The organism is Streptomyces sp. NPDC006332 (assembly GCF_040612855.1).
Lineage (GTDB): Bacteria > Actinomycetota > Actinomycetes > Streptomycetales > Streptomycetaceae > Streptomyces.
This window is the reverse complement of sequence record NZ_JBEXRA010000048.1, coordinates 1-19,610: the sequence shown is the minus strand read 5'-3', so window position 1 is coordinate 19,610 and position 19,610 is coordinate 1. Positions and strand designations below refer to the sequence as shown.

Genomic DNA, 19,610 nt, shown 5'->3' with positions numbered 1-19,610 from the left:
CCGCGTCACGCGCCGAGGGTCTCCCCGTCGCCGATGCGTACGCCCCGGGCCCAGTCGGCGGCCTTCATCGGCTTCTTGCCCTGGGCCTGCACCCACAGCAGCTCGACGGCGTAGGAGCCGGTGCCCACGTGCACGTCGTTCTTGCCGACGGCCGGCACCCCGGGTGCGAGGTCGGTGCGCTCGGGAACGGGCCGGACCTGGACGAGCTTGAGCCGCTCACCGCGGAAGGTGGTCCAGGCGCCGGGCGCGGGGGTGCATCCGCGCACCACCCGGTCGACCCGCAGCGCGGGCGCGTGCCAGTCCACCCGGGCGTCCTCGACGGTGATCTTCGGGGCCAGGGTGACGCCCTCGGCGGGCTGCGGAACGGCCTTCAGGGAGCCGTCCTCGATCCCGTCCATGGTGGCGGTCAGCAGGCCGGCGCCGGCGAAGGCCAGCCGGGTCAGCAGGTCCCCGCTGGTGTCGGTGGGCCGGACGGTCTCGGTCAGCGTCCCGTAGACGGGGCCGGAGTCGAGCCCCTCCTCGATGAGGAAGGTGGTGGCTCCCGTGATCTCGTCGCCCGCCATGACGGAGTGCTGCACGGGAGCGGCTCCGCGCCAGGCGGGCAGCAGCGAGAAGTGCAGGTTGACCCAGCCATGGGTGGGGACGTCCAGGGCCACACGAGGCAGCAGGGCTCCGTAGGCGACGACGGGACAGCAGTCCGGGGCGATCTCGCGCAGCCGCTCCAGGAAGTCCGGATCCCGCGGCTTGACGGGCTTCAGCACCTCGATCCCGGCCTCCTCGGCCCGCTCGGCGACGGGCGAGGCGACCAGCCTCCGCCCACGCCCGGCCGGCGCGTCGGGTCGCGTGACGACAGCGGCCACCTCGTGCCGCCCGGAGGCGAGCAGAGCGTCCAGAGCGGGAACGGCGACCTCGGGGGTACCGGCGAAGACGAGCTTCATGGGTGGGGTGGGGCCTCTCGGGCGGGGGCGGACACGGCCAACGCCCCAGTCTATGACCTCGTACGGAACAGCCGCCGACGGTCGGCACCCCACAGCCGGGGCCGGTCCACGGCCAACTGGCGACGACCGGGGCGCGGGTGGAGAACAGGGCGGGAAACGCAGCCGGGCCCCGGGGTCGAGGCGCGATTCCCTGCCTCCAGGGGCGTACGAATATGCGTACACGCCCCCGATGCGTGACCAGCGGAGCGAATCCGCGTTGGTCAAGAAAGAGTTGACCGCAATGGGCCGCACGCGCGCGGCCCGATCCTTTTCAACGCCGGTTCGAGAGGCTTGTTCATGGCCGACCACGCAACCCACGACGCCCAGGCACGGGCCAGCCTGCACTTGCTGGTGCGGGACATCGAGCGGGTCCGCCGGCAGGTGGACGCACTTCGCACCCTCACCGCCCAGTTGGGCAACGTCTACCGCCCGCGCCGCTCCGGCCCCTCCACGGGCTTCGTCGTCTACGGACGCGCCCCCGCCCCGACGGTCCGTCTCGCCCAGGAACTGCGGGACAGTGTCGAGACCCTGGTGACAGCCGCCGTGGACTTCGACCGTTCACTCGGCTTCTCGTGGGACGCCGTGGGCTCCGCCCTCGGAGTCACCAAGCAGGCGGTGCACCGCCGCTACGGAGCCCGCCGTGCCGCCGCCCAGGCGGCCGCCGAGACCGAGCGGGCCACGGAATCCACGGGTTCCCGCACGGTCAACGTGGGCCCCGGCATCTCCGCGGTGCCGACCGTGCCCGCCGCCCGCTCCATGCCGACCCAGCCGACGGCGGGCAGCCCGTCCCTCCGCGAGGAGCCCAGGCCCACCGCCTTCCCGGCCCCCCGCAACGGCTGACCGGGTTCCGCCCCCTTCCCTCCTGCCCTCCCGGCACGCTTCCGGGAGGGCAGACGTATGCCACCGCGATCCACCGACCGGGCCGCGGGGGTGACACCGGGTCACACGGCCCAGCCGGCCGACGACTCCGACGAGCACGCCGCCGGGCCGGGGACCGGCCTCCTGCTACGGCCACGCCCGATCCACGCAGCGACTTCCCGGGCTGCGGCTCGCAGCGCCCGGAGGACGGCCCGCCGGGCCGGGCCTGACCGCGAACTCCCGCTCACCCGATGTCGGGCGGATCGATCCGCACCCGGACCCCCGCCTCCGCACCCCCGCGCGCCATCCGCGCCGCCTGCGCCGCCTTCAGCGCGGACGCCAACGCCGCCCCGCTTCCCGGCGGCACCCGGATCAACGCCCGCTCCCAGTGCTCCCCGGGAGGCGGCCCGCCCGCCCTGCGCGGGCGGCCCGCGGTCACCACGGGCAGCGGCACGGGCCCCAACACCTGGGAGTCCGGCGGCAGTTCCGTCGCCCGCAGAAACTCCGCGACCGCCTCCGCGGTCCCCGACACGGCCGCCATCCGCGACACCGGCGGGAAACCCAGCTCGGCCCGCTCGGCGAGCTCCCGCACCGCGTGCCCCACCGGGTCCCACCGCACCAGCGCCTGCACGGGCCGCAGTGTGGGCTCGGCGACCACCACGACGGTGCCCCCGGCGCCCTGCGGGCGTACCAGAGCGGCCGCCCCGATCCACCTCCGCAGCGCCTCCTCCCCGGCGCGCAGGTCCGGCCGCCCGAGCATGGCCCACCCGTCCAGCAGCAGAGCCGCCGCGTAGCCGCCCTCGGCGACGGGTTCGGCTCCCGGTGTGCTCACCACCAGGGCGGGCGCGGCCGGCACGGTGTCCAGCACATGCTCGCGTCCCGACGTCCGCACCGGCACGGCCGGAAACGCCCGCCCCAACTCCTCGGCGGTACGGCGCGCCCCGACGACCTGCGCCCGCAACCGGAACCCCCCGCACTCCGGACAGTGCCAGGCTCCGTCCTCGCGGCCGCACCACCCGCAGCGCAGCGCGGCCCCGGACTCCTGTGCCTCCAGGGGCCCGGAGCAGTGCCGACACCGCGCGGGCGCCCGGCAGGTGGCGCACGCCATCCTCGGGACGTACCCCCGCCGGGGCACCTGGACCAGTACCGGCCCGTGCCGCAGGCCCTCCCTGACGGCCTGCCAGGCGAGGGTCGGCAGCCGCGCGGCCCGCGCCGCCTCGTCCCGCGCGAGGTCCCCGTCTCCGACGGTCCTGACCAGCGGCGAGGCGGCCCGCACCTGGTCACGTCCGGCGACCAGCGGCCGCGCCCACCCGCTCTCCACGAGCTGCGCGGCCTCCACCGTGCAGCTCCAGCTTCCGAGCAGGAAGCCGCACTTGTCCTGAGCGGCTCGCAGCAGCAGCACCTCCCGCGCATGCGGCTGGGGCGCGTGCTGTTCGCTGTGGCTGTCGTCGCCGTCCTCCCACAGGGCGACCAGGCCGAGGTCCCGCACCGGGGCGAACATGGCGGCCCGGGTCCCCACGACCGCCCGCACGCTCCCGCGTCGCACGGCCAGCCACTCCCGATACCGTTTCTCGGGCCCGGCGTCGGCGGTGAGCACCGCGTGCCGCCCCTCCCCCAGCAGCCCGGTCAGCGCGGCGTCGACGCGTGCGACCGCCCTGCCGTCGGGAAGGACGACCAGCGCACCGCGCCCGGAGGCCAACGTCGCCACCACGGCGCGCGCCAGCTCGTCGGCCCACTCCGGCCCCGGCAGCGCGTTCCACACCGCGCGCGGGGCGCCTTTGGCGGCCAGCGACTGGAGGAACGCGGCCCCGCGCTCGTACCGCTCCCAGGTCCCCACGTCCGGCGCACCGGGGGGCGGCAGCGGAGCGGGCGAGGGCCGCTGCTCGGCTCGCGCGTTGCGCGGCGGCACGGCGAGTTGCAGCACGTCGGCGAGACTGCCCGCGTACCGGTCGGCGACGGCCCGGGCCAGCCCCAGCAGCTCCTCGTCGAGCACCGGCTCGCGCGACACGACCTGGGCCAGTGCGGCCAGCGGCCCGGAGTAGTCGGACACGGCTCGCCGCTCGACGAGGAACCCGTCGATCAGTCCTCCGCCCTCACGGCGCCCGTCCCGCACCCGATGCCGCCCGGCCCCGAACCGCACCCGCACCCGCACACCCGGCTGTGCGTCGGCGTCCAGTTCCTCCGGCACCGCGTAGTCGAAGTACCGGTCGAGGTGCAGCACTCCCTTGTCCACCAGTACCCGGGCGACGGGCAGCTCGGTGGCCAGCGCGGCCCCCCGCCAGGTCCGTGGCTTGGCCCGCGGAGCCTTACCCCTGCGTACGCTCTCCCGGATGAGCGCGAGCTGCTCGGGCGCCGCGTCCTGCGCCGCACGCTCCGGATCCTCGTTCTCGCTGCTCACAGCATCATTGGTACCAGACCCCACTGACATTCCGCCGGGCCCAGGGCTTGGCGGCGGCTCCCCTCCTGCCCGCGGCCGACTCATCCCCTGGAGCCGCGAGAGGAACAGACCGAGGCCCGGCCCCCACCAGGGGACCGGGCCTCGCGGCGAGCGGTGGGTCTACAGACCCACAGCCTTCCGCAGCGCCTCCACACGGTCCGTGTTCTCCCACGTGAAGTCGGGGATCTCACGGCCGAAGTGGCCGTACGCCGCGGTCTGGGCGTAGATCGGGCGGAGCAGGTCGAGGTCGCGGATGATGGCGGCCGGACGCAGGTCGAAGACCTCGTCGATGGCCTTCTCGATCCGGTCGGTGTCGATCTTGGCGGTGCCGAAGGTCTCCACGAACAGGCCGACCGGCTCGGCCTTGCCGATCGCGTACGCCACCTGGACCTCGCAGCGCGAGGCGAGACCCGCGGCCACGACGTTCTTGGCGACCCAGCGCATCGCGTACGCCGCGGAGCGGTCCACCTTGGACGGGTCCTTGCCCGAGAAGGCTCCGCCGCCGTGGCGGGCCATGCCGCCGTACGTGTCGATGATGATCTTGCGTCCGGTCAGGCCGGCGTCGCCCATCGGGCCGCCGATCTCGAAGCGGCCGGTCGGGTTGACCAGGAGACGGTAGTTCTCGGTCTCCAGCTTGATGCCCTCGTCGAGCAGCGCCTTCAGCTCCGGCTCCACCACGAACTCGCGGATGTCGGGGGACAGCAGCGACTCCAGGTCGATGTCGCTGGCGTGCTGCGAGGAGACCACGACCGTGTCGAGACGGACCGCCTTGTCACCGTCGTACTCGATGGTGACCTGCGTCTTGCCGTCCGGGCGCAGGTAGGGGATGGTGCCGTTCTTGCGGACCTCGGACAGGCGCTTGGAGAGCCGGTGCGCCAGGAAGATCGGCAGCGGCATCAGGGTGGGGGTCTCGTCCGTCGCGTAGCCGAACATCAGACCCTGGTCACCCGCGCCCTGGCGGTCCAGCTCGTCCTCGTCGCCCTCGACGCGGTTCTCGTAGGCCGTGTCGACGCCCTGGGCGATGTCCGGGGACTGCGCGCCGATGGACACGGACACGCCGCAGGAGGCGCCGTCGAAGCCCTTCTTCGAGGAGTCGTAGCCGATCTCCAGGATCTTGTCGCGCACGAGCTGCGCGATGGGGGCGTAGGTCTTGGTGGTGACCTCACCGGCGACATGCACCAGGCCGGTCGTGATCAGCGTCTCGACGGCGACCCGGGAGGTCGGGTCCTCACGCAGAAGCGCGTCGAGAATGGTGTCGCTGATCTGGTCAGCGATCTTGTCGGGGTGGCCCTCGGTCACGGACTCCGAGGTGAACAGGCGACGGGACACAACGCTCCCTGGGGTTGCAGCGGCTGCTGGCTGATCATTGGCGGACGGGACGGGGGCTGCGCCCGGTGTCGTCCGAGAACAGTTTATCGGTCGCACTATGCCAGCGGGTCTCCTGTCTCGCCTCTCGGATTGCTGTGACCTGCGGCACGGGCATTCTGCCCAATCCCGGGCGGACTTGGCCAGCGGCGCCACGCCCCAATGTGCGAGGTCTCAGCGATTTCTGAGCAAAAACAAAACCTCAGTTCAGACGCTCGACGACCAGGTCCCACACGATGTCGGCCAAGGCTTCCTTGGGCCCGTGCGGGACCGGCGTCTCGCTGCCGTCCGCCCCCAGGACCAGCGCCTCGTTCTCCTCGGAGCCGAACGTCTTGCGCTCCCCCACCTCGTTCACCACGAGCAGATCGCAGCCCTTGCGCCGCAGCTTCGCGCGACCGTTGGCGAGCACGTCGTCCGTCTCGGCGGCGAAACCGACGACCACCTGGCCGGGGCGGGCACGGTCGGCGGAGATCTCCGCGAGGATGTCGGGATTCCGTACGAGCACGACCGGGTCCGGGTCCTGGCCGTCCTTCTTCTTGATCTTCCCGGCCGCGTAGGTGCCCGGGCGGAAGTCGGCGACCGCAGCGGCCATCACCACCGCGTCGGCGTCCGCGGCGGCCTTCAAAACCGCCTCCCGCAACTGCACCGCCGTGCCGACCGGAACCACGTCCACTCCCGCCGGGTCCGGCAGCCCGGCGTTCGCCGCGACCAGCGTCACCCGGGCGCCCCGCGCGGCGGCGGTGCGGGCGAGGGCGTAGCCCTGCTTGCCGGAGGAGCGGTTGCCGAGGAAGCGGACGGGGTCGAGGGGCTCGCGGGTGCCGCCGGCGCTGACGACGACGTGCCTGCCTCTGAGGTCCGGTTCGGTGGCGCCCCGGGCCAGGACGCGACGGCAGACCTCGAAGATCTCGGCGGGGCCGGGCAGCCGGCCCTTGCCGGTGTCGACGCCGGTGAGGCGGCCGACGGCCGGTTCGATGACGACCGCGCCGCGGCGGCGCAGTGTCTGCACGTTCTCCTGGGTGGCCGGGTGCTCCCACATCTCGGTGTGCATGGCGGGCGCGAAGACGACCGGGCAGCGGGCGGTGAGCAGGGTGTTGGTGAGGAGGTCGTCGGCGAGGCCGTGGGCGGCCTTCGCCAGCGTGTCCGCGGTGGCCGGGGCGACGACGACCAGGTCGGCGTGCTGGCCGATGCGGACGTGCGGGACCTCGTGGACGTCGTCCCACACCTCGGTCGAGACCGGGTTGCCGGAGAGGGCGGACCAGGTGGCGGCGCCGACGAAGTGCAGGGCGGAGGCGGTGGGGACGACGCGCACCTCATGCCCCGACTCGGTCAGTCTGCGCAGCAGCTCACAGGCCTTGTAGGCGGCGATACCGCCGCTGACCCCCAGAACGACCTTGGGCTTGTCCACCGTCTCTCCCCGGACCTCGAAGCAGGTACGCCGTGACTCCCGGCGCTCGGCTCCATGCTGCATCATCGTCGCGGGGCCGATCCCCGCACCCCGAGCACACCACAGGCCCGGCAGTCGCGCTGCCGGGCCTGTGGAAAAGTCAACTGCAAGCCGAAAATATTACTGCGCCGGGCCCTCGATGGCCTCGGACGTCAGCAGACCCGCGTTGATCTCGCGCAGGGCGATCGAGAGCGGCTTCTCGTGGACGTGGGTGTCGACGAGCGGACCGACGTACTCGAGGAGGCCCTCGCCGAGCTGCGAGTAGTACGCGTTGATCTGGCGGGCCCGCTTGGCCGCGTAGATCACGAGGCTGTACTTCGAGTCGGTGGCCTCGAGGAGCTCGTCGATCGGCGGGTTGATGATGCCCTCGGGCGCGGAGATGGAAGAGGACACGCTCTACCTTCCGATGGATGGGAAAAGATCGGCAGTGATCACATCAAGAGCAATCACACAACATCCATCAAGGCTAGCAGCTCACGCGCCACGTCCTCGACGGAGGTGTTGACCAGGGTCACGTCGAACTCCGGCTCGGCCGCCAATTCGACCTTCGCCGCGTCCAGGCGCCGCTCGATCACCTCGGGCGGCTCGGTGCCCCGGCCGGTCAGTCTGCGCACGAGCTCCTCCCAGGAGGGCGGAGCCAGGAACACCAGCTGGGCTTCCTTCATGGACTCCCGGACCTGCCGGGCGCCCTGGAGGTCGATCTCCAGCAGGACGGGTTCCCCCGCCTCCAGGCGCTCCAGCACGGCCGCACGCGGCGTGCCGTACCGGTTGCCGGCGAACTCGGCCCACTCCAGCAGCTCGCCGTTGGCGATCAGCTTGTCCATCTCCTCGTCTGTGACGAAGAAGTACTGGACTCCGTGCTTCTCGCCGGGGCGGGGCCTGCGGGTCGTCGCCGACACCGAGAGCCAGACCTCGGGGTGTTCCTTGCGCATATGGGCGACGACCGTGCTCTTGCCGACCCCGGAGGGGCCGGAGAGCACGGTCAGCCGAGGACGTTCACTCATGCAGCGATTATTCCAGCTGTCCCGGGGTGCCCGGGACGCCCTGTCCCGAGTACCCGGGTTCAGGAACCGGTGCTGCCGAACTCACGCTCCAGGGAGGCGATCTGGTTGGAACCGAGACCACGCACGCGGCGGCTCTCGGAGATGCCGAGTCGCTCCATGATCTGCTTGGCGCGGACCTTGCCCACGCCTGGCAGGGACTCAAGCAGGGCGGAGACCTTCATCTTGCCGATGACGTCGTTCTCCTGGCCCTGCTTGATGACCTCATGCAGGGAGGCGCCGGAGTGCTTGAGTCGATTCTTGACCTCGGCCCGCTCCCGGCGAGCCGCGGCGGCCTTTTCGAGCGCGGCTGCGCGCTGTTCAGGGGTAAGGGGCGGAAGAGCCACGCCTACGTCACCTCGGATGTCGAACTGTCGGATACGGACCGGTGAGGAACCTATTCGCCCCACACCTGGGGAGCTACGAGCAACACGCTTGCCCGTTGACTCTCGTCGGAGACTAGCGGGCAAGTCCGCCAGAGTCAGCGAGAACAGCGGAAAAGTCCTGGTCAGCCTTTGCCAGGTCGGACATTTCGAACATACTGCCCCGGATTTGAGTATGTATTCAGACTCAAGTGGTCCTCGAAGCACTCATCGGAGGACTAGACCGAAGGGCAGGAAACCCTCAGGTGGCGTCCACAGCCGCCCGGATCTCCTCCGCGAACCGGTCCGCGGCCGCTCGCAGCGCCGCGACGTCGGGACCGTGACGTAGAACACCCCGGCTGACGTTGGGGACGACATTGCGCACCGCGGCCCCGAAGACGTCGGGCAGGTCCGCCGGAGTCGCCCCCTGAGCTCCGATGCCCGGAGCAAGGAGCGGGCCGTTGACGTCCAGGTCGTACGACGACAGGTCGCCCAGCGTGGCGCCGACCACCGCCCCGAAGGAGCCCAGGGGCCGCTCCCCCGCGTTCTCGGCCGCCAGATGGGCCAGCATCGTCGCACCGACGGTCCGGCCGTCCGCGCGGACCGCGTGCTGCACCTCGCCGCCCTCCGGGTTGGAGGTCAGCGCCAGCACGAACAGGCCCGCGCCGTTCTCCCGCGCCAGCGCCACCGCGGGCGACAGCGACCCGTAGCCGAGGTACGGCGAGACGGTCAGGGCGTCCGAGAACAGCGGGGCGTCCCGGTGGAGGAAGGACTCGGCGTAGGCGGCCATGGTGGAGCCGATGTCTCCGCGCTTGGCGTCCATCACGACCAGCGCGCCGGCCGCCCGCGCCTGCTCGACCGACGTCTCCAGGACGGCGACCCCGCGTGATCCGAAACGCTCGAAGAACGCGCTCTGCGGCTTGAGCACGGCGACCCGGTCGGCCATCGCCTCCACGACGGTGCGGCTGAACCGCTCCAGGCCCCTCACGTCGTCGTCCAGGCCCCACTCGGCGAGCAGGGAGGCGTGCGGGTCGATGCCCACGCACAGGGGGCCGCGTTCGTCCATGGCGCGGCGCAGACGCGCGCCGAAGGCCTCGGTCATGCCGTCCTCCTCACGTCCGCGCCGACCGCGTCGGCGAGGGTGGCGTAGGGACTCGCGCTCAGGCGGGCGGCGAGGCCCTTGTGGATGGCGCGGCTCCAGAAGGGTCCCTGGTAGATGAAGGCGCTGTACCCCTGGACCAGCGTGGCGCCCGCCAGGATGCGCTGCCAGGCGTCCTCGGCGTCCTCGACGCCCCCGACGCCCACCAGGGTGATCCGGTCGCCCACGCGCGCGTAGAGGCGGCGCAGGACCTCCAGGGAGCGTGCCTTCAGGGGTGCTCCGGACAGGCCGCCGGTCTCCTTCACCAGCGAGGGCTCGGATGTCAGGCCGAGGCCCTCACGGGCGATGGTGGTGTTGGTGGCGATGATCCCGTCCAGACCGAGTTCGACGGCCAGGTCCGCGACCGCGTCGACGTCCTCGTCGGCGAGGTCGGGTGCGATCTTCACCAGCAGCGGCACCCGGCGCGAGGTGACCGTACGGTCGGCGGCCTCGCGCACGGCGCTCAGCAGCGGGCGCAGTGCCTCGGTGGCCTGCAGATCGCGCAGCCCGGGTGTGTTCGGCGACGACACGTTCACGACCAGGTAGTCCGCGTACGCCGCCAGCCGCTCGGTGGACTTCACGTAGTCGCCGACGGCCTCGGCCTCCGGGACGGCCTTGGTCTTGCCGATGTTCACGCCCACGACGGTCCGGAAGACGGGCGTACGGGACGCCAGGCGCGCGGCGACGGCCAGCGAGCCCTCGTTGTTGAAGCCCATGCGGTTGACCAGCGCACGGTCCGGCACGAGGCGGAACAGCCGCTTCTTGGGGTTGCCCGGCTGCGGCTCGCCCGTGACCGTGCCGATCTCGACGTGGTCGAAGCCGAGCATCGCCATGCCGTCGACGGCGAGGGCGTTCTTGTCGAAGCCCGCGGCGAGCCCGAAGGGGCCGTGCATCCGCAGCCCGAACGCCTCCGTACGCAGCTCCCTGTACCGGGGTGCGAGGGCGGCGGCCAGGAAGGTGCGCAGCACGGGGACGCGGACGGCTCGCCGGATCCAGCGGAAGGCCAGGTGGTGGGCCTGTTCCGGGTCCATCCGGGTGAAAACCAGGCGGAAGAATTGTTTGTACATCTCGGGAGTCCTCAGAAGTCCTCGGGAGTCCTCATGAGGGCAGGGGTCCTCATGAAGAGGGGGACACCGTTTCCGGTGTCCCCCCTCAGGGCTGCTAGTCGCGAGCCGCGATCAGATGTTCCGCGTGTTCCTGGAGCGAACGGACGCCCACGTCGCCGTGGTTGAGGGCGTCGATGCCCTGGACGGCCGCGGCGAGCGCCTGGACCGTCGTGAGGCACGGCACGGACCGCGCCACGGCCGCCGTACGGATGTCGTAGCCGTCGAGACGGCCGCCGGTGCCGTAGGGGGTGTTGACGATGAGGTCGACGTCACCGTCGTGGATGAGCTGGACGATGGTCTTCTCGCCGTTGGGGCCGGTGCCCTCGCTCTGCTTGCGCACGACGGTGGCGTTGATCCCGTTGCGCTTGAGGACCTCGGCCGTGCCGGAGGTGGCGAGCAGCTCGAAGCCGTGCGCGACCAGCTCGCGGGCCGGGAAGATCATGGAGCGCTTGTCGCGGTTGGCGACCGAGATGAACGCGCGGCCCTTCGTCGGCAGCGGTCCGTAGGCGCCCGCCTGCGACTTGGCGTACGCCGTGCCGAAGACGGAGTCGATGCCCATGACCTCGCCGGTGGAGCGCATCTCCGGGCCGAGGATCGTGTCGACGCCGCGGCCGTGGACGTCACGGAAGCGGGACCACGGCATGACGGCCTCCTTGACGGAGATCGGCGCGTCGAGCGGGAGTTCGCCGCCGTCGCCGGCCGCCGGGAGCAGCCCCTCGGCGCGCAGTTCGGCGATGGTCGCGCCCAGGGAGATCCGGGCGGCGGCCTTCGCCAGCGGAACCGCGGTCGCCTTCGAGGTGAAGGGGACGGTGCGGGAGGCACGCGGGTTGGCTTCGAGGACGTACAGGATGTCGCCCGCCATCGCGAACTGGATGTTGATCAGTCCGCGCACCCCGACGCCCTTGGCGATGGCCTCCGTGGAGGCACGCAGGCGCTTGATGTCGAAGCCGCCGAGGGTGATCGGCGGGAGCGCGCAGGCGGAGTCGCCGGAGTGGATCCCGGCTTCCTCGATGTGCTCCATGACGCCACCGAGGTAGAGCTCCGTGCCGTCGTAGAGCGCGTCGACGTCGATCTCTATCGCGTCGTCGAGGAAGCGGTCGACCAGGACCGGACGGGACGGGCTGATCTCGGTCGACTCGGCGATGTAGGCCTCCAGCCGGGTCTCGTCGTACACGATCTCCATGCCGCGCCCGCCGAGGACGTACGACGGCCTGACGAGCACCGGGTAGCCGATCTCGTCGGCGATGGACTTGGCCCCCGCGAAGGTGGTGGCGGTGCCGTGCTTGGGGGCCGGCAGGCCGGCCTCGGCGAGGACACGGCCGAAGGCGCCGCGGTCCTCGGCGGCGTGGATCGCCTCGGGAGGTGTGCCGACGACCGGCACGCCGTTGTCCTTCAGCGCCTGCGACAGGCCAAGCGGGGTCTGGCCGCCGAGTTGCACCACCACACCCGCGATCGGACCGGCCAGCGTCTCCGCGTGGACGATCTCCAGCACGTCCTCCAGCGTCAGCGGCTCGAAGTACAGCCGGTCGGAGGTGTCGTAGTCGGTGGAGACGGTCTCCGGGTTGCAGTTGACCATCACCGTCTCGTACCCGGCGTCGGACAGCGCGAAGGAGGCGTGGACGCAGGAGTAGTCGAACTCGATGCCCTGGCCGATGCGGTTGGGTCCCGAGCCCAGGATGATGACGGCCGGCTTCTCGCGCGGGGCGACCTCGCTCTCCTCGTCGTAGGAGGAGTAGAAGTACGGCGTCTTCGCGGCGAACTCGGCGGCGCAGGTGTCGACCGTCTTGTACACCGGGCGTACGCCCAGCGCGTGCCGCACCTCGCGCACCACGTCCTCGCGCAGGCCCCGGATCTCGCCGATCTGCTGGTCGGAGAAGCCGTGCCGCTTGGCCTCGGCGAGCAGTTCCGCGTCCAGGCGCTCGGCGGCGGCGAGTTCGTCCGCCACCTCCTTGATCAGGAAGAGCTGGTCCACGAACCAGGGGTCGATCTTCGTGTAGTCGAAGATCTCCTGAGGCGTGGCACCGGCGCGGATCGCCTGCATGACCGTGTTGATCCGGCCGTCGGTGGGACGGACCGAAGCCTCCAGGAGCTTTGTCTTGTCGCCCGTCTCACCGGCGAAGGTGAACTGCGAGCCCTTCTTCTCCAGGGAGCGCAGCGCCTTCTGGAAGGCCTCGGTGAAGTTCCGGCCGATGGCCATGGCCTCGCCGACCGACTTCATGGTCGTGGTCAGCGTGGAGTCGGCCGAGGGGAACTTCTCGAAGGCGAACCGCGGAGCCTTGACGACCACGTAGTCGAGGGTCGGCTCGAAGGACGCCGGGGTCTTCTCCGTGATGTCGTTCGGGATCTCGTCGAGGGTGTAGCCGACGGCGAGCTTCGCGGCGATCTTGGCGATCGGGAAGCCGGTCGCCTTGGAGGCGAGGGCCGAGGAACGCGAGACGCGCGGGTTCATCTCGATGACGATGATGCGGCCGTCGTCCGGGTTCACCGCGAACTGGATGTTGCAGCCGCCGGTGTCGACGCCGACCTCGCGGATGATCGCGATGCCGATGTCACGCAGGCGCTGGTACTCGCGGTCGGTCAGCGTCATCGCGGGCGCGACGGTGATCGAGTCGCCGGTGTGGACGCCCATCGGGTCGAAGTTCTCGATGGAGCAGACGACCACGACGTTGTCGTTCTTGTCGCGCATCAGCTCCAGCTCGTACTCCTTCCAGCCGAGGATGGACTCCTCCAGGAGCACCTCGGTGGTCGGCGAGAGGGTCAGGCCCTGGCCGGCGATGCGGCGCAGTTCCTCCTCGTCGTGGGCGAAGCCGGAGCCGGCGCCGCCCATGGTGAAGGACGGGCGCACGACGACGGGGTAGCCGCCGAGCTGCTCGACCCCCTTGAGCACGTCGTCCATCGAGTGGCAGATGTAGGACCGGGCGGATTCGCCGTGCCCGATCTTCTCGCGGACGGCCTCGACGACGTCCTTGAAGAGGTCGCGGTCCTCGCCCTTGTTGATCGCCTCGACGTTGGCGCCGATCAGCTCGACGCCGTACTTCTCCAGCACCCCCTGCTCGTGCATGGAGATCGCGGTGTTGAGGGCGGTCTGGCCACCGAGCGTGGGCAGCAGCGCGTCGGGCCGCTCCTTGGCGATGATCTTCTCGACGAACTCCGGGGTGATCGGCTCGACGTAGGTGGCGTCGGCGATCTCCGGGTCGGTCATGATCGTCGCCGGGTTGGAGTTGACCAGGATGACCCTGAGGCCCTCGGACTTCAGGACGCGGCACGCCTGGGTGCCGGAGTAGTCGAACTCGGCGGCCTGGCCGATGACGATCGGGCCGGAGCCGATGACCAGGACGGACTGGATATCGGTGCGCTTAGGCACGCTGGCCCTCCATCAGGACGGTGCTCATCAAAGACGTGAAGCGGTCGAACAGGTAGGCGGCGTCGTGCGGGCCGGCCGCCGCTTCGGGGTGGTACTGGACGCTGAAGGCCGGCCGGTCGAGGAGTTGGAGTCCCTCCACCACGTTGTCGTTGAGGCAGACGTGGGAGACCTCGGCGCGGCCGTAGGGGGTGTCGGAGACCTGGTCGAGCGGGGCGTCGACGGCGAAGCCGTGGTTGTGCGCGGTGACCTCGACCTTGCCGGTCGTGCGGTCCTGCACCGGCTGGTTGATGCCGCGGTGGCCGTACTTCAGCTTGTAGGTGCCAAAGCCGAGCGCGCGGCCCAGGATCTGGTTGCCGAAGCAGATGCCGAAGAGCGGGGTGCCGCGCTCCAGGACCGCCCGCATCACGGAGACCGGGTGGTCGGCGGTGGCCGGGTCCCCGGGGCCGTTGGAGAAGAACACGCCGTCGGGCTGGACGGCGTACACGTCCTCGACACTCGCCGTGGCGGGCAGCACGTGCACCTCGATGCCGCGTTCGGCCATCCGGTGCGGCGTCATGCCCTTGATGCCGAGGTCGATCGCGGCGACGGTGAACCTCTTCTCACCGATCGCCGGGACGACGTACGCCTCCTTGGTGGCGACCTCCGCCGACAGGTCGGCGCCCGTCATCTCGGGGGCCTGGCGCACCTCGGCGAGCATGGTGGCCTCGTCGGGCAGCGCGTCGCCGGAGAAGATGCCGACGCGCATGGCGCCGCGCTCTCGCAGGTGGCGCGTCAGCGCGCGGGTGTCGACGCCGGAGATGCCGACGACGCCCTGCTCGCGCAGTTCCTCCTCGAGGGAGCGGCGGGAGCGCCAGTTGGACGGCACGCGCGCGGGGTCGCGCACCACGTATCCGGCGACCCAGATCCGCTTCGACTCGGGGTCCTCGTCGTTGACGCCGGTGTTGCCCACGTGCGGGGCGGTCATGACGACGACCTGGCGGTGGTACGAGGGATCGGTGAGGGTCTCCTGGTAGCCGGTCATGCCGGTGGAGAACACGGCTTCGCCGAAGGTCGACCCCACGGCCCCGTAGGCCCGGCCGCGGAAGACCCGGCCGTCCTCCAGGACGAGTGCGGCGGGAACCTTCATGGATCCCCTGGTGGAGGTCGTCATCGTTCGGCGCCTTCCGTGGTGGTTGTTTTGATCATGGAGTTGATGAGGTCGACCCACGCGTTGTGCTCGGCCGCGCGGTCGGAGCGGAACCCGGAGTCGATCAGCCGGTCGCCGTGCGCCCAGGTGACCACGAGCAGGCCGCCCTCGGTGAGGACCTTGCCGGCGATGCCCTTGTCGAGCCGGGCCTCGCGCAGGGACTCGAGCGGGACGAAGAAGTCCGTCGCTCCGGGGCGTACGACGTCCAGTCCGGTGTCCGTCAGGGTGAGCTCGACCCGGCTGCGGGTGCCGAGGCCGTGCGCCACGATGCGGTCGAGCCAGTGTCCGGCGGTGGTGGAGCCGTGGTACCGGCCGCTCATCGTCAGCCTGGCCTCGCCGGGCTCGTCCGGCGCCGCGGGCAGTTCGGGCAGGTCGCCCTGGAGCGTGCCGCGCCATTTCCAGCCCTCGCGCATCAGCCAGTAGACGAGGGCGACGAAGAGCGCGAGCCCGACGAGCCAGCCGACCCGGGCGGCCCAGTCGGTGACCTCGGCCGATTCCTTCTCGGCGGCCAGCAGGATTACAGGTGTCACGTGAGCTTCCCGTCGACGAGCGTGGCCTTGCCCCGCAGCCACGTGTGCGTGACACGACCCGGCAGCTCACGCCCCTGGTACGGGGTGTTGCGGCTGCGCGAGGCGAAGCCCGCGGGGTCCACGGACCCACGGTATGCCGTGTCGACGAGCGTGAGGTTGGCGGGCTCACCTGCCGAGACGGGACGCCCGTGGCTCCTGGCCTGACCGATCCGCGCGGGTGTGACGGACATCCGGTCGGCGACCTGGGCCCAGTCGAGCAGCCCGGTGTCCACCATCGTCTCCTGGACCACCGACAACGCGGTCTCCAGGCCGACCATGCCCATGGCGGCCGCGGCCCACTCGCAGTCCTTGTCCTCGTGCGGGTGCGGGGCGTGGTCGGTGGCGACGATGTCGATGGTGCCGTCGGCGAGCGCCTCGCGCAGGGCGTGCACGTCCCGTTCGGTGCGCAGCGGCGGGTTGACCTTGTAGACCGGGTTGTACGTCCGCACCAGCTCCTCGGTGAGTAGCAGGTGGTGCGGGGTGACCTCGGCGGTGACGTCGATGCCGCGGGACTTGGCCCAACGGACGATCTCCACCGAGCCCGCGGTCGACAGGTGGCAGATGTGGACGCGGGAGCCGACGTGCTCGGCGAGCAGGACATCCCGGGCGATGATCGATTCCTCGGCCACAGCCGGCCAGCCGCCGAGGCCCAGCTGGGCGGAGACGACGCCCTCGTTCATCTGGGCGCCCTCGGTCAGCCGCGGCTCCTGGGCGTGCTGCGCGACGACCCCGTCGAAGGCCTTCACGTACTCCAGGGCCCGGCGCATGATCACCGCGTCGTCGACGCACTTGCCGTCGTCGGAGAAGACGGTGACACCGGCCGCCGACTCGTGCATGGCGCCCAACTCGGCGAGCTTGCGGCCCTCCAGACCGACCGTGACGGCGCCGATCGGCTGCACGTCGCAGTAGCCGCTCTCCCGGCCCAGCCGGTAGACCTGCTCGACCACACCGGCGGTGTCCGCGACCGGGAAGGTGTTGGCCATGGCGAACACGGCGGTGTACCCCCCGGAGGCGGCCGCGCGGGTACCGGTCAGCACCGTCTCGGAGTCCTCGCGGCCCGGCTCCCGCAGGTGGGTGTGCAGGTCGACCAGACCGGGCAGCAGCACCTTGCCGTCCGCCTCGACGACCTCAGCACCCTCGGCCGACAGCCCCGTCCCGACGGCCTCGATGACCTCGCCGTCGATCAGGACGTCCTGCGCCTCGCCGCCGAGCACCTTGGCACCACGGATCAGGATCTTGCTCATGTGACTTACTTCTCCTCGATGCGGGTTTGGCTCACGGCGGGCTCGTTGCCGCCCAGAAGCAGGTACAGGACGGCCATCCGGATGGAGACTCCGTTTGCGACCTGCTCCACGACGGTGCAGCGCTCGGAGTCGGCGACCTCGGCGGTGATCTCCATGCCCCGGACCATCGGACCGGGGTGCATCACGATGGCGTGCTCGGGCATCCGCGCCATGCGCTCGCCGTCGAGGCCGTAACGCCGCGCGTACTCGCGCTCGGTCGGGAAGAACGCCGCGTTCATGCGCTCCCGCTGCACGCGCAGCATCATCACCGCGTCCGACTTCGGCAGCGTGCTGTCGAGGTCGTAGGAGATCTCGCAGGGCCAGGTCTCGACGCCGACCGGCACCAGGGTGGGCGGGGCGACGAGGGTGACCTCGGCGCCGAGGGTGTGCAGCAGGTCGACGTTGGAGCGGGCGACCCGGCTGTGCAGGACGTCGCCGACGATCGTGATGCGCCTGCCGTCGAGGTCCTGTCCGATGCCGGCGTCCCTCCCGACCAGCCGGCGGCGCATGGTGAAGGCGTCGAGCAGGGCCTGGGTGGGGTGCTGGTGGGTGCCGTCGCCGGCGTTGATGACGGCCGCGTCGATCCAGCCGGAGTTGGCCAGGCGGTAGGGCGCTCCGGAGGCGCCGTGCCGGATGACGACGGCGTCGACGCCCATGGCCTCCAGGGTCTGGGCGGTGTCCTTCAGGGACTCGCCCTTGGAGACGCTGGATCCCTTGGCGGAGAAGTTGATGACGTCCGCGGACAGCCTCTTCTCGGCGGCCTCGAAGGAGATCCGGGTCCGGGTGGAGTCCTCGAAGAAGAGGTTGACGACGGTCCGGCCGCGCAGGGTCGGCAGTTTCTTGATCGGCCGGTCGGCGACCCGGGCCATCTCCTCGGCGGTGTCGAGGATCAGGACGGCGTCGTCGCGGGTGAGGTCGGCGGCCGAGATGAGATGACGCTGCATCTTTCAGGCTCCGTAAGGCAGTTCAGTTCGGGAGAATCCGGGCAGGCGGGGGCGCTGGAGCGGGGCGTACGCCAGTGACGTACGCCGGGGAGCTAGTGCGACGCGCCCGGAGCGGTCCGCTTGGCACCGAGCAGCACGGTGTCGCGACCGTCCTCCTCGGCGAGCTGGACCTTGACCGTCTCCCGCAACGACGTGGGGAGGTTCTTGCCGACGTAGTCGGCGCGGATGGGCAGTTCACGGTGGCCTCTGTCGACCAGCACCGCGAGCTGCACGGCACGCGGGCGCCCGATGTCGTTCAGGGCGTCGAGGGCGGCGCGGATGGTGCGGCCGGAGAAGAGCACGTCGTCGACGAGGACGACCAGCTTGCCGTCGATTCCGTCGCCGGGGATGTCGGTGCGGGCCAGCGCGCGCGGCGGGTGCATGCGCAGGTCGTCGCGGTACATGGTGATGTCGAGCGAACCGACGGGAGTCTTGCGCTCGGTGATCTGCTCCAGCTTGGACGCGAGCCGCTGGGCGAGGAAGACGCCCCGGGTCGGGATGCCGAGGAGCACCACGTCGTCGGCGCCCTTGGCGCGTTCGACGATCTCGTGGGCGATGCGGGTCAACACCCGCGCGATGTCGGGGCCTTCGAGAACGGGCCGCGCGTCGGAGGGGTGGGTGGTGTGCGGTGCGTCGTGCTGACCGCCGGGCTGGGAGCCGTGCTCGGTGTCCATATGAAACGGACCTCCTTCTCCGCCTCACGGGACGGATCTTAAAGGACGTCGGAATTGCGCCATCCACGGTAGCAGGCCCGTACGGCGCCTCTCATTCACCCCTATGGCTCAATCGGCGACCGTTACCACGGAAGCATCGGTGCGGACCATTCGGCTTGACGCGGCAGAGTAACGCTGCGTAACCTCACAGTGAGTTACCAGCCGCGCGGCACGGAACAGACCCAGCCGCGTCGACACAGTGTCCGGGGAGCTATATGTCCAGCGAATACGCCAAACAGCTCGGGGCCAAGCTCCGGGCCATCCGCACCCAGCAGGGCCTTTCCCTCCACGGTGTCGAGGAGAAGTCCCAGGGGCGCTGGAAGGCCGTCGTGGTCGGTTCCTACGAGCGCGGCGACCGCGCCGTGACCGTGCAGCGTCTTGCCGAGCTGGCCGATTTCTATGGCGTTCCCGTGCAGGAGCTGCTGCCGGGCACCACGCCGGGCGGCGCCGCCGAGCCGCCGCCGAAGCTGGTCCTGGACCTGGAGCGGCTGGCCCACGTACCGGCCGAGAAGGCGGGCCCGCTGCAGCGGTACGCCGCGACGATCCAGTCCCAGCGCGGTGACTACAACGGCAAGGTGCTCTCGATCCGCCAGGACGACCTGCGCACACTCGCCGTCATCTACGACCAGTCGCCCTCGGTGCTCACCGAGCAGCTGATCAGCTGGGGCGTGCTGGACGCGGGAGGGCGACCTCAAACTCCGGCACGGACTCAGCGGCCGGCTCACCGTACTCCTCGACGACGGCAGCCCGGCCCGCACCCACGACCTGGGTGACGGCGTCATCTC

The 19,610-nt window shown here is 71.0% G+C and carries 17 protein-coding genes; 2 read left to right on the top strand and 15 right to left on the bottom strand.

The window, feature by feature from the left end:
• Nucleotides 1–5 precede the first annotated feature (5 nt).
• Entirely contained in the window at nt 6–938 is a 933-nt protein-coding gene (gene fmt / locus ABZ027_RS32920) for a methionyl-tRNA formyltransferase (RefSeq protein ID WP_356774744.1), read from the bottom strand.
• A gap of 336 nt (nt 939–1,274) precedes the next feature.
• On the opposite strand from fmt, the gene ABZ027_RS32915 reads away from it, so the two are divergent.
• On the top strand, nt 1,275–1,817 hold the full coding sequence (locus ABZ027_RS32915) for a hypothetical protein (protein WP_356774742.1): 543 nt from the start codon (nt 1,275–1,277) through the stop codon (nt 1,815–1,817).
• A gap of 262 nt (nt 1,818–2,079) precedes the next feature.
• Here ABZ027_RS32915 and ABZ027_RS32910 read toward each other — a convergent pair whose 3' ends face one another.
• The 14 genes from ABZ027_RS32910 to pyrR form a co-directional block, all read right to left on the bottom strand.
• Entirely contained in the window at nt 2,080–4,233 is a 2,154-nt protein-coding gene (locus ABZ027_RS32910; protein ID WP_356774740.1) for a primosomal protein N', read from the bottom strand.
• Nucleotides 4,234–4,392: 159 nt separating this feature from the next.
• Nucleotides 4,393–5,601 (bottom strand): methionine adenosyltransferase, encoded by a 1,209-nt coding sequence (gene metK, locus ABZ027_RS32905; RefSeq protein ID WP_356774738.1) that lies wholly within the window; start codon nt 5,599–5,601, stop codon nt 4,393–4,395.
• A gap of 238 nt (nt 5,602–5,839) precedes the next feature.
• On the bottom strand, nt 5,840–7,042 hold the full coding sequence (gene coaBC, locus ABZ027_RS32900; protein ID WP_356774839.1) for a bifunctional phosphopantothenoylcysteine decarboxylase/phosphopantothenate--cysteine ligase CoaBC: 1,203 nt from the start codon (nt 7,040–7,042) through the stop codon (nt 5,840–5,842).
• A 159-nt stretch (nt 7,043–7,201) separates the two neighbouring features.
• Nucleotides 7,202–7,474 carry a DNA-directed RNA polymerase subunit omega gene (gene rpoZ / locus ABZ027_RS32895; RefSeq protein ID WP_003977348.1) on the bottom strand — a complete coding sequence of 91 codons (273 nt, stop codon included), beginning with the start codon at nt 7,472–7,474 and terminating at the stop codon, nt 7,202–7,204.
• A gap of 53 nt (nt 7,475–7,527) precedes the next feature.
• Nucleotides 7,528–8,085, bottom strand: coding sequence for a guanylate kinase (gene gmk, locus ABZ027_RS32890; protein ID WP_356774736.1), 558 nt, complete (start codon nt 8,083–8,085; stop codon nt 7,528–7,530).
• Between the two features lie 59 nt (nt 8,086–8,144).
• The gene (locus tag ABZ027_RS32885) at nt 8,145–8,468 is read right to left on the bottom strand and encodes an integration host factor (protein ID WP_003977346.1); all 324 of its coding nucleotides are present in this window, start codon (nt 8,466–8,468) and stop codon (nt 8,145–8,147) included.
• Between the two features lie 277 nt (nt 8,469–8,745).
• A complete protein-coding gene (pyrF, locus tag ABZ027_RS32880) occupies nt 8,746–9,585 on the bottom strand; it encodes an orotidine-5'-phosphate decarboxylase (RefSeq protein WP_356774734.1) in 840 nt (279 codons plus the stop codon).
• Complete coding sequence (locus ABZ027_RS32875; protein WP_356774732.1) at nt 9,582–10,688, bottom strand: quinone-dependent dihydroorotate dehydrogenase; 1,107 nt, start codon at nt 10,686–10,688, stop codon at nt 9,582–9,584. The genes pyrF and ABZ027_RS32875 overlap by 4 nt, the downstream gene beginning before the upstream one ends.
• 94 nt (nt 10,689–10,782) lie before the next feature.
• Complete coding sequence (gene carB / locus ABZ027_RS32870; protein ID WP_356774730.1) at nt 10,783–14,091, bottom strand: carbamoyl-phosphate synthase large subunit; 3,309 nt, start codon at nt 14,089–14,091, stop codon at nt 10,783–10,785.
• Nucleotides 14,084–15,241, bottom strand: coding sequence for a glutamine-hydrolyzing carbamoyl-phosphate synthase small subunit (gene carA, locus ABZ027_RS32865; protein WP_356774728.1), 1,158 nt, complete (start codon nt 15,239–15,241; stop codon nt 14,084–14,086). Before carA ends, carB begins: the two co-directional genes overlap by 8 nt.
• Nucleotides 15,238–15,807 (bottom strand): hypothetical protein, encoded by a 570-nt coding sequence (locus tag ABZ027_RS32860; protein WP_356774726.1) that lies wholly within the window; start codon nt 15,805–15,807, stop codon nt 15,238–15,240. Before ABZ027_RS32860 ends, carA begins: the two co-directional genes overlap by 4 nt.
• Nucleotides 15,804–17,090 (bottom strand): dihydroorotase, encoded by a 1,287-nt coding sequence (locus ABZ027_RS32855; RefSeq protein WP_356774724.1) that lies wholly within the window; start codon nt 17,088–17,090, stop codon nt 15,804–15,806. Before ABZ027_RS32855 ends, ABZ027_RS32860 begins: the two co-directional genes overlap by 4 nt.
• Before the next feature lie 5 nt (nt 17,091–17,095).
• Nucleotides 17,096–18,073 carry an aspartate carbamoyltransferase catalytic subunit gene (locus ABZ027_RS32850; protein WP_356774722.1) on the bottom strand — a complete coding sequence of 326 codons (978 nt, stop codon included), beginning with the start codon at nt 18,071–18,073 and terminating at the stop codon, nt 17,096–17,098.
• A 92-nt stretch (nt 18,074–18,165) separates the two neighbouring features.
• The gene (gene pyrR, locus ABZ027_RS32845) at nt 18,166–18,786 is read right to left on the bottom strand and encodes a bifunctional pyr operon transcriptional regulator/uracil phosphoribosyltransferase PyrR (RefSeq protein WP_356774720.1); all 621 of its coding nucleotides are present in this window, start codon (nt 18,784–18,786) and stop codon (nt 18,166–18,168) included.
• 254 nt (nt 18,787–19,040) lie between these two features.
• Here pyrR and ABZ027_RS32840 point away from each other — a divergent pair, with 254 nt between their 5' ends.
• Entirely contained in the window at nt 19,041–19,598 is a 558-nt protein-coding gene (locus tag ABZ027_RS32840; RefSeq protein WP_356774718.1) for a transcriptional regulator, read from the top strand.
• Nucleotides 19,599–19,610: the final 12 nt, after the last annotated feature.

What these genes read in the sequence shown, in the direction of transcription:
- fmt (WP_356774744.1), bottom strand. Translation starts at nt 938, where the DNA reads ATGAAGCTCGTCTTCGCCGGTACCCCCGAGGTCGCCGTTCCCGCTCTG.
- ABZ027_RS32915 (WP_356774742.1), top strand. Translation starts at nt 1,275, where the DNA reads ATGGCCGACCACGCAACCCACGACGCCCAGGCACGGGCCAGCCTGCAC.
- gmk (WP_356774736.1), bottom strand. Translation starts at nt 8,085, where the DNA reads ATGAGTGAACGTCCTCGGCTGACCGTGCTCTCCGGCCCCTCCGGGGTC.
- pyrF (WP_356774734.1), bottom strand. Translation starts at nt 9,585, where the DNA reads ATGACCGAGGCCTTCGGCGCGCGTCTGCGCCGCGCCATGGACGAACGC.
- ABZ027_RS32875 (WP_356774732.1), bottom strand. Translation starts at nt 10,688, where the DNA reads ATGTACAAACAATTCTTCCGCCTGGTTTTCACCCGGATGGACCCGGAA.
- carA (WP_356774728.1), bottom strand. Translation starts at nt 15,241, where the DNA reads ATGACGACCTCCACCAGGGGATCCATGAAGGTTCCCGCCGCACTCGTC.
- ABZ027_RS32855 (WP_356774724.1), bottom strand. Translation starts at nt 17,090, where the DNA reads ATGAGCAAGATCCTGATCCGTGGTGCCAAGGTGCTCGGCGGCGAGGCG.
- ABZ027_RS32850 (WP_356774722.1), bottom strand. Translation starts at nt 18,073, where the DNA reads ATGCAGCGTCATCTCATCTCGGCCGCCGACCTCACCCGCGACGACGCC.
- pyrR (WP_356774720.1), bottom strand. Translation starts at nt 18,786, where the DNA reads ATGGACACCGAGCACGGCTCCCAGCCCGGCGGTCAGCACGACGCACCG.
- ABZ027_RS32840 (WP_356774718.1), top strand. Translation starts at nt 19,041, where the DNA reads ATGTCCAGCGAATACGCCAAACAGCTCGGGGCCAAGCTCCGGGCCATC.